The organism is Streptomyces sp. NPDC057428, assembly GCF_042803195.1.
GTDB lineage: Bacteria > Actinomycetota > Actinomycetes > Streptomycetales > Streptomycetaceae > Streptomyces.
Genome location: NZ_JBHVCT010000147.1, coordinates 1 through 8,298 on the forward strand (window position 1 = coordinate 1; position 8,298 = coordinate 8,298).

The following is an 8,298-nucleotide window of genomic DNA, read 5'->3' on the forward strand; positions in this document are numbered from 1 at the left end:
GCCGACGGCGGGCCGCCGGCCCTGGTCGACCGCAAGCGCTCCGGGCGCCCGGCCCGTTTCACTCCAGTGCAGGTCGCCGAGGCCAAGGCGCTGGCAAAGTACAACGGCGGCGCAAGGCGAGAATGGACGCCCGCACCCGCGAGCGCCTGCCGGTACTGCCGATCCTCGTCCGCACGGTCGACCAGCGCCGCAAGGAAACCCCCGAACGCTTCTACCCCCCCTTGCTGCCGTCGAGAACGAGACGGGTGGTTCGCGGTCAGCGGAGAAGCTACCGATGCCGGTACGGGAGAATCGGACATATAGGCCAAGGGTGACAGTCACCCGATTGGCCGGTCAGGATTCTTTCGCGCCGTCAGACTCTAGGAGGGAGCGCGCCGGTGGGGCGTGGGTATGGGCGAGACGGGGTGGGCGTGATCGAGCGCGGTAGAGTCGACCGCGCCGTTCCGGGTGAGACGGGGCTGGGCGTGACGGACCACAGTGTCCCGCACGCCCGCCCGGCCACGAAGGACCGGCCGGGCGGGCAACAGTACGGCGACGAGCTGCGGCAGGACGACAGGCCGGTGCGTGCGGTGCCGCGACACGTAGCCTGCGTGATGGACGGCAACGGCCGATGGGCGCAGCGGCGTTCGCTTCCCCGGACAGCGGGCCACCGGGCTGCGGAGACGACCGTCATCGACATCATCGAGGCGGCCCGGGCCGCCGGTGTCGAGTGGCTCAGCCTGTACGCCTTCTCCACCGAGAACTGGAACCGCCCGGGCACAGAGGTCGACTATCTGATGCGCTTGGTCCGCCGGGTCGTGCGGAAGCATGCGCCGTTGCTGCTGGCCCGTGGCATCCGCTGTCGCTTCCTCGGGGTCGCCGACCCGCGTATCCCCCGTGAACTGGCCCGAGATTTCGACGATCTGGCTGCGCTGACCGCCGACAACCGCGGGATGACGCTGACCGTGGCCTTCGACCACGGCGGGCGCCGGGACATCGTGGAGGCCGCAAGATCGCTCATCCGCAGCAAGACGCCCGCTGATGAGGTGACCGAGCGGCTCTTCGCGGACCACCTGCCGTTTCCCGACACCCCCAACGTGGACCTCGTCATCCGCACCTCCGGCGAACAGCGCATCTCCAACTTCATGCTCTGGCAGGTTGCCTACGCCGAGTGGATCTTCCCCGAGGTGCTCTGGCCGGACTTCCGAGCCCCCGAGTTCCTCGCGTGCCTACATACCTACCGGCGCCGCGACCGCCGCTTCGGCGGCGTGCCGCCCCGGACGAACGGAGACCCATCATGACCGCCGAAGCCACGGACACGGCCGACGAGGCACCCTTGTTCGGCCCGGAATCGCAGTTCAGCGCCTTCTTCGACGACCCGCGCTGGGCGCTGGCCATGATCCGCGCCACCGTGTTGGAGGCCGCTCACCCGCAGATCGGCGCTGCCCTCGTCGACAACTCCACCTTCGTCGCCCACCCCTGGCGCCGGCTGCGCAACACTTTCCTCAGCATGCGGCGCATGTTCGGCACCGACTTGGCGGAGCGCGAACGGGAAGCCGCCCGGCTCAACCGGCTGCACGCCCGCATGAGCGGCTCCGACTCCCGCGGCCGCGCCTACGACGCGATGGACCGCGCGACCCGGGCCTGGGTGGTCGCCACCCTCTTCGAGAGCGCCGTCACCATGTGCCGGCTGAGCGGCCAGCCGCTCGACCAGGACACGATGGAGCGGATGTACGCCGAATACCGCACGTTCCTCGCCGCGCTCGACGGCGACGCCGCAGAACTCCCCGAGGACCTGAACGACTTCTGGCGATACTTCGACCGGGTCGTCGAAAACGAGCTCGAGAACACCGAAGCGGCCCGCGTCATCCTCTACCAGCTCTTCGACCACCTGCCCGCCCCGGCACTGCTCGACGGCGCGCCGACGCTGTGGGCGGCCGGCCGGGTCGTCGCCGGCCCGCTCCTCGGCGCGATCACCGTCGCCTCACTCCCCGAGCCGTACCGGCGCAGGGCCGGGCTGCCGGAGATGCCCGGTGCCCAGACCCTCATGCAGGGCGCCTACCTCACCGCCGGACTCGCCCGCTTCCTACCCGAGGGCTGGATCAGCGCCGAAAGCATCATCGAAGTCCTCTCCCTCTCGCCTGGCAGCGACGACCCCCGCGCCCGCACCGTGGCCGCTCTGCGCGCCCGCATGAAGCGGGCGTCGGCCCTGCTCCGTCTCCTCACACCACTGGGCGGCGACGCCGGCCCCGGCCCGGACCCGGCGCCTTCCGCGGGCACGGGAGAGGGCCGACGCTCGGCGGGAGAGTTCTTCCGCCAGGTGCTGGACCAGACGGGCGACGGCTACCTCGACTGGCCTGACCTCGCCGCCATGGCCCGCGAACTGTCCACCCGCCTCGACCTGGACGAGCCCGAGGAGACCCGGCTCTACGACGCCTTCGCCGCCTGGTGGCGCGAGCTCCAGGCTGCCCTCGACACGGACGGCGACGGCCGCGTCAGCGCCGACGAGTACGCCGCCGCCATCCCCTCCCTCGCCGGACCCGCGCTCATCCGCGTCGCGGAGGTGCTCTTCGACGCCACCGACAAGGACGGAAGCGGGAGCATCGATGCCGACGAGTACCGGACCCTCTTCCGCACCGCCTTCCACCGCGACATCACCGCCACCGACGGCGCCTACGGCCGGAGCACCTTCGTGGGTGACTTCCTCTCCTTCATGTCGGGCCGCCGCACGAGCACTCCGTACGACCCCCTTCTCGCCGACGCCTAACGAACTCGTGCACGTGTCGGCCACGGCTACACGCTCCTGCCCCCACGTCCGGACTTGCGGCTCAGGTGCCCGCGAAACTTCCACGAGCGGCAGGGCCTCCTCAACACGCTCTTCTCATCGCGAATCTGGGAGCTTGGTCAGTTCCTGCCGCCGTGGGCTCCGCAACGGGACATCCTGCTCATGATCAACACCCCGAGCAGTGCTCACGACACGCGGAATCCGACGTTTCCGCAGGACGCAGTGCTCACGGAACCGCGGTCCCTACAGCGGCCGAGCCCATCCCGGACCTCGGTGACGTTAGACGTCGTGATGGTGACCGCCGGGGCCTGGGACATCTCCCCGGCGTGGACCGCGCAGCTCAGGCAGGGCGGCAGGCTCGTGGTGCCGTTGCGGATGCGGGGCTTGACCCGGTCGGTCGCCTTCACCCAGGTCGCGGGCGAGCACGGCATGTACCTGGAGAGCGAGTCGGCGCGGATCTGCGGCTTCGTCCCGATGCAGGGCTCGACTGCCCACCGGGAAGAACTCCTCCTCGTCAAGGCACCCCGGAGATCGGACTCAAGTTCGATGACGGCCTGCCGGCCGACCCGCACCGGCTGGACAACGCCGTCACGACACCGCGCCACGAACTGTGGACCGGCGTCACGGTTCGTATCCAGGAACTCATCGACACCCTCCAGATGGCGATGGCGATCAGCCTGCCGGGCTTCTGCACGATGGCCGTCGACGAAGACCTGGACACGGGGCTGGTCGCCCCCGTGAACAAGCGGTTCGCCCTCGCTGCCGTCGAGGACGACACCTTCGCCTATCTCGTCACCCGCCGCACCGAGGACAACACGCACATCGAGTACGGCGTGCACGCCCTCGGCCCGAACGCGCAGCAGCTCGCCGACAAGATCGCCAACGTACTGCGCGACTGGGAGGCCAACCGGCGCGGCGGCCCCAGCACGGTCATCCGGGTCATCGACAAGGTGCACAGCCGGATCTCGCTTTCCTGGCCCTCGGCATAACCCCGGGGAGCCAGGTAGCCCCGCACCATCCGAACAAGAGGAAGGCACACAATTCGTCGGGCGCCACTCTGGCCCCGCCCGCGCCGCTAGCGGGCCTGGACGACGACGACTTCGCGCCTCTGGACGTGAAGGTCATCATCGCCGAGCACGCGTACGGCAAGCTCATGTGCTCCACGGGCGACGGCTGTGGCAGCACCTGCGCGACCGGCGCCTCCGCCTGCGGTTCCTTCACCGAGGACCCGGCCTGATCCCAGGCCCGTTCCTCGCCGGTGGGCCGGGCGAAGCGCATCGCCCCGGCCCCCCGCCCCCCACCCCCACACCCCCCCCCCCCCCGCCCCGCGGGCGGCCCCCGGCCTCCCCCCGCCCCCTCCCGCCGCGGGGGGGCGGGGCCCGGCCGCCCCCCCGCCCCCCCGGCCCCTCTCCCCCTCTCCCTCCCCCGCGCCGCCCGACGGAAGGGCCTCATGGCTTCCCGAGCAGTCGCCGACTACCAGTGGCAAGGCGTTGCGATGCTGCGCGCACGGCGCCCCGTTCGCCCTAGCCAGGCCCACCACCTGGGGGGACCCGTAGACCGAGACCCGAACCGACACCACCCGCTACGACACCGCGACCGCCCAGGCATGGGACCGGCTCCACCCCCGGCGCACCCGGCGCTCGGCCTGGATCACCGACCAGAACGTCGAACTCCCCGTCCTGCAAGGCCTCGTGGTCCGCCTGCACGTCGAGCACCTGCCCGGCGGACGGGACCCCGACCCGGTGTGGCTGTGGTCCTCCAGAACCGGAGCCGACCCCTCCCGCGTCGACCAACTGTGGCGGGCCTACTCGCGCAGATTCGACCTGGAACACACCTTCCGCCTGATGAAGCAGACACTCGGCTGGACCGTGCCCAAGCTCCGTGACCCGACCAGCGCGGACCTGTGGAAGATGCTGATCATCGCCGCACACACCCAACTGTGGCTCGCCCGACCAGCCGCGAAGGACCTGCGTCGACCATGGGAACGCCCGCTACCCACACACAAGTTGACGCCCGCCAGGGTCCGGCGAGGGTTTCGCAACATCCGCGCGAAGGCAGCCCGTCCCGCGGCGGCGCCAAAACCCTCCCGCCCCGGCCCAGGACGCCCCCGCGGATCGAGCAACCGTACGAGAGCACCCCGCCACACACCGGGGAAGACCACCAAACGCGCCGAATCACTCGAAGAGCACTACGGCCGTCGACCATAAAGATCAAGCTGAGGCCGGGACGACTTCGCAGGACCGCTGGAGCATCCCGTTGAGGGACGGCGTCGCGCTGCCCACCGTCTGCTCCCCGGTTACCGGCGTGTAGCTGACCCGGGCGTGCGTCTCGGCGGAGGCGTCGCGCATGCCCTGCCTGACCACTGCGCCGCTGGTGCCCGCAGTGATGCCGGACTCACCAGTGAGCAGGCAGGCGTCGGTTTCCGTGTAGGACCGGGCGCGGGTGTCCGGGATCGGCGGCCGGTGGTCATTGCCTCCGGTCATAGCGATGACGCCGGCCACCGTAGCGGCCACCGCACAGGCGATGGCCGCGTAGGTGAGGCGGCGGCGCAGGGAGCGCAGGGCGCGGACGAACAGGCGGCGCGGATCGTGTGGGGAGGGCTCGCCGAGCCTGGCCTTGGCGCGCGCCGCGGCCTGCCCCTGCCGGGTCTTCGTGCTGCTCATGCGTTCACTGCCTGTGCTGCCGGAGGGAACTGTGCTGCGTGGGAGTGGGTCAGCCGACGATCGCGACGGGGCCGTCCCACGCGTCACGGTCGACCGTGATGCTGTAACCGCCGCGTGATTCCTTGCTGTTGACCATGTACTGGTGGCCGCGGCTGTGGTTCGTGTACAGCGACTTGGACCACGGCCAATCGGAGGTGGTCGTGTTCGCCTTGTCCCACTTGGCATACCAGAGGTTGCCGGGCAGGTTGGTGCGGTCCGTGGCGGTCGCGATCGCGGCGGCGCTGGAGCTGGAAAATCCGTAGTAGCCGGCGCGGTAGGTCTTGCCGTGCAGGACCTTGTCGAAGGCGCGGACGTAGGAGAGCACGGCCTTGTTGCAGGAGGCGTTCTTGATGTCGTACGGCTCCATGTCCAGGTACAGCGCGCTGCCCGCCTTCATACCGAGGGCGGCAGCCTTGGCGACGGCGTCCTTGCCGTCGGCGGCGCCGAGCGTGGCGGCGTTCGTCGTCGTCATCTTCTCGTTACGGGTGCCGCTCTGGCACGGCGGCTGGGCACCCACATAGAGCGGGATGAGCTTCCATCCCTGGGAGTTCACGGTCTTGACCCAGGACGCGGTCAGGTTGGGCTGGGAGCAGCCGCGGTTCTTGCCCCCGATGTACACAGCGGCGGCACCGTAGAAGCCGGTGTGCCAGGCCTTCATCGCAGCGGAGGACGGCGCGGTGCAGGCGTCAAAGGCACGGCCCGTGAACGTCTTCTGCGCCGGCCACGCCGTGGTGGCCGAGGCGCTGGTCGCGGCGAACGCTCCCCCAGCGGCCACGACAACACCCGTGGCACCCCAGGCCAGGTAGCGGTTGCGCTTGGAAAGCCTGTGGCTCTTGGACTTGGACATGCTGAATTCCCCACCCCTGATTTGCTGAGCTTGCTGCTGCACGTTCCAGGTCGCTTCGGTTGTACCGCGCCGGAACCTCGTGAGCGCATCGAAAGATACCCGGCTGCTCCACCGCGTTCGGACAACCTGGCCCCTTGATCCCGGCAAGCTTTAACCAAGGCCGCGCAAAGGGCGCTCACAGACGGACCGCAGGTTCATCTCGCAGCTGGCATGCCGCCTCTCCCTCTCTCTTGCCATCACCCGCCGCCGGGCGGCGGCAGAGACCCTTCGACACTGAAGCCTTTTCCAACCTGACCGTGTGGGGCGGCGGTTGGCGGGCTGTACGAACTGACGAAGCTCCTGGTAGACGGGTTCACGAACAAGATCACCGTGCCGACCAAGAGCTTCGTGTGCTTGCGTACCTATCCGCGACCGACCTGTCCAGCACGCACCTGCGCGACCTCGCCCAGCACCTGACTGTTCGCCGTCACGAGATCGGCAGCCGATGGCGGCGCATCGCCGGGCCGCCAGGCCCTGCGATGCGTGATCCGCCACGATGCGGGGGCGTGGGCCTCTGCGTGCAGGGCCCTGGCACCCTACCCGTCCGCTTCTCCAAGATCGGGAAAGCGGATACCGAGGCTGTCACAAGACTCGTCCAAGGAGCGGCAAAGACTGCCGATGCCTGTCAGACGGACGGCCCGGACGTCGTTCCGATGCGCGGCGGCTGCGCGGGGCGGCCCGCTCGCTCCCAGGCGACGAAGCTGTTGGTGCGGGCGTGCACGAACTCCTTGACGGGGTCGCCGAAATACGTCCACGGCACGCTGCCGATGCAGCCGCCGATCGCCCGGAACTGCTCCACCGCCTCCGTGTGGCGCTTCATCTGGAACAAGACGTCCGCGAGGAGGTTGCGTGCGGTCGGCAGCCGGTGGTGTCCGGCGGGGACCTGGGCCACAGCGTCCAGGGTGGCATCCACGGCCGCGGCCACAAAAGGCTCGGCGTAGATCTTCGACTCCGGCTCCCGATAGGCGTGCTCGAAGATCGCGTACAAGCGCAAGACGGGCAGCAGGCTGCCCCGGGGCGCGGAGACGGCCGCCTGCTCCGCGAACTCGAACATCAGCTCCTTCGAGCCGCGCCACTTCGCGCACCAGTACTGCAGGGCACCGACATGCGCGCCGAAGTGGTGCGGGTCGCGCAGGACGATCTGCGTCCACAGCAACCGGAAGTCCTCGTGCGACCAGCCCTGGCCAAACGCGATGGTGATCTGGGAGACCCACGGGGTCGGGTCGTCCGGCGCCGCCAGCCGCGCCGCCTCACGGCAAGCCGGCAGCGCCTCCGCCAGGAACTGGTGGAAGCCCTGGAACTGCTCGCCGGTCGTGTACTCGGCCCCCTTGGCGCCGCGCGCCCTGCCGGCCAGGGAGACGAGCATGTCGGCGTACACGATCGCGGCGTCCGGGTCGCCCGGGCGCTCGGCATGCCAGGCGCGGAGCCATGTGTCGTCATCCGCGGCGGCCTCCCCGATGCACCCCAGCCGGTACCATCGCAGGTCCCAGTCCCGCCCCGCGTCCGCCAGGTACGCGGCGGGTCGCCGCCAGTCCCCCGCCAGCGCCGCCGCCACCACCGCGTCCGCCTCCGGATCCGGCTGCGCCCGCCCGGTGTCCAACTGCGACGCCGGCACCAGCCCGTACTGCGCCGGATCGATGACCAAAGGCTTCTTGGCCTTCGCCTCGGCCCGCTTGCCGCGTGCCTTGATCGCGTTGCGGGGAATCGTGACGGCGGCGTAGACGAGGACGCCGGCGCCGGCCGTCGCTATGAAGGGGTTCATGAACCGTCCATGTGTGAGGGCTCGCCGCCGAGTTGGCGGGCGCCCAGCCAGATGTGATCAAAGGGGCGGTGAGCAACGGGCCTCGGGATCCGGGTCTTCGAATTTGATGGGGGTGCGGCGGTGACGGGCGGGCTCGCCGGTCACGCTGTGTGAGGTAGCTCGGGTGGTGGTACCCCGGACGCAA

The 8,298-nt window shown here is 70.0% G+C and carries 8 protein-coding genes; 5 read left to right on the forward strand and 3 right to left on the reverse strand.

Features of this window, described 5'->3' with window-relative positions; translation table 11 throughout:
- Window positions 1–560 precede the first annotated feature (560 nt).
- The 5 genes from uppS to ACFU5K_RS30280 all read left to right on the forward strand — a co-directional run bounded on the left by uppS (window position 561) and on the right by ACFU5K_RS30280 (window position 4,001).
- Window positions 561–1,280 carry a polyprenyl diphosphate synthase gene (gene uppS / locus ACFU5K_RS30260; protein ID WP_384067444.1) on the forward strand — a complete coding sequence of 240 codons (720 nt, stop codon included), beginning with the start codon at window positions 561–563 and terminating at the stop codon, window positions 1,278–1,280.
- Entirely contained in the window at window positions 1,277–2,746 is a 1,470-nt protein-coding gene (locus ACFU5K_RS30265) for an oxygenase MpaB family protein (RefSeq protein ID WP_384067432.1), read from the forward strand. The genes uppS and ACFU5K_RS30265 overlap by 4 nt, the downstream gene beginning before the upstream one ends.
- 309 nt (window positions 2,747–3,055) lie before the next feature.
- Window positions 3,056–3,505 carry a hypothetical protein gene (locus tag ACFU5K_RS30270; protein WP_384067447.1) on the forward strand — a complete coding sequence of 150 codons (450 nt, stop codon included), beginning with the start codon at window positions 3,056–3,058 and terminating at the stop codon, window positions 3,503–3,505.
- The gene (locus ACFU5K_RS30275; protein WP_384067452.1) at window positions 3,424–3,753 is read left to right on the forward strand and encodes a hypothetical protein; all 330 of its coding nucleotides are present in this window, start codon (window positions 3,424–3,426) and stop codon (window positions 3,751–3,753) included. The genes ACFU5K_RS30270 and ACFU5K_RS30275 overlap by 82 nt, the downstream gene beginning before the upstream one ends.
- A 68-nt stretch (window positions 3,754–3,821) precedes the next feature.
- Window positions 3,822–4,001: an FxLD family lanthipeptide gene (locus tag ACFU5K_RS30280; RefSeq protein ID WP_384067450.1), complete on the forward strand. Its 180-nt coding sequence runs from the start codon at window positions 3,822–3,824 to the stop codon at window positions 3,999–4,001.
- A gap of 973 nt (window positions 4,002–4,974) precedes the next feature.
- Here ACFU5K_RS30280 and ACFU5K_RS30285 read toward each other — a convergent pair.
- From ACFU5K_RS30285 to ACFU5K_RS30295, 3 genes are all read right to left on the reverse strand, one after another.
- Entirely contained in the window at window positions 4,975–5,427 is a 453-nt protein-coding gene (locus ACFU5K_RS30285; RefSeq protein WP_384067435.1) for a hypothetical protein, read from the reverse strand.
- A 49-nt stretch (window positions 5,428–5,476) separates the two neighbouring features.
- A complete protein-coding gene (locus tag ACFU5K_RS30290; RefSeq protein WP_384067438.1) occupies window positions 5,477–6,313 on the reverse strand; it encodes a glycoside hydrolase domain-containing protein in 837 nt (278 codons plus the stop codon).
- A 664-nt stretch (window positions 6,314–6,977) separates the two neighbouring features.
- Window positions 6,978–8,114, reverse strand: coding sequence for a hypothetical protein (locus ACFU5K_RS30295; RefSeq protein ID WP_384067441.1), 1,137 nt, complete (start codon window positions 8,112–8,114; stop codon window positions 6,978–6,980).
- Window positions 8,115–8,298 lie beyond the last annotated feature (184 nt).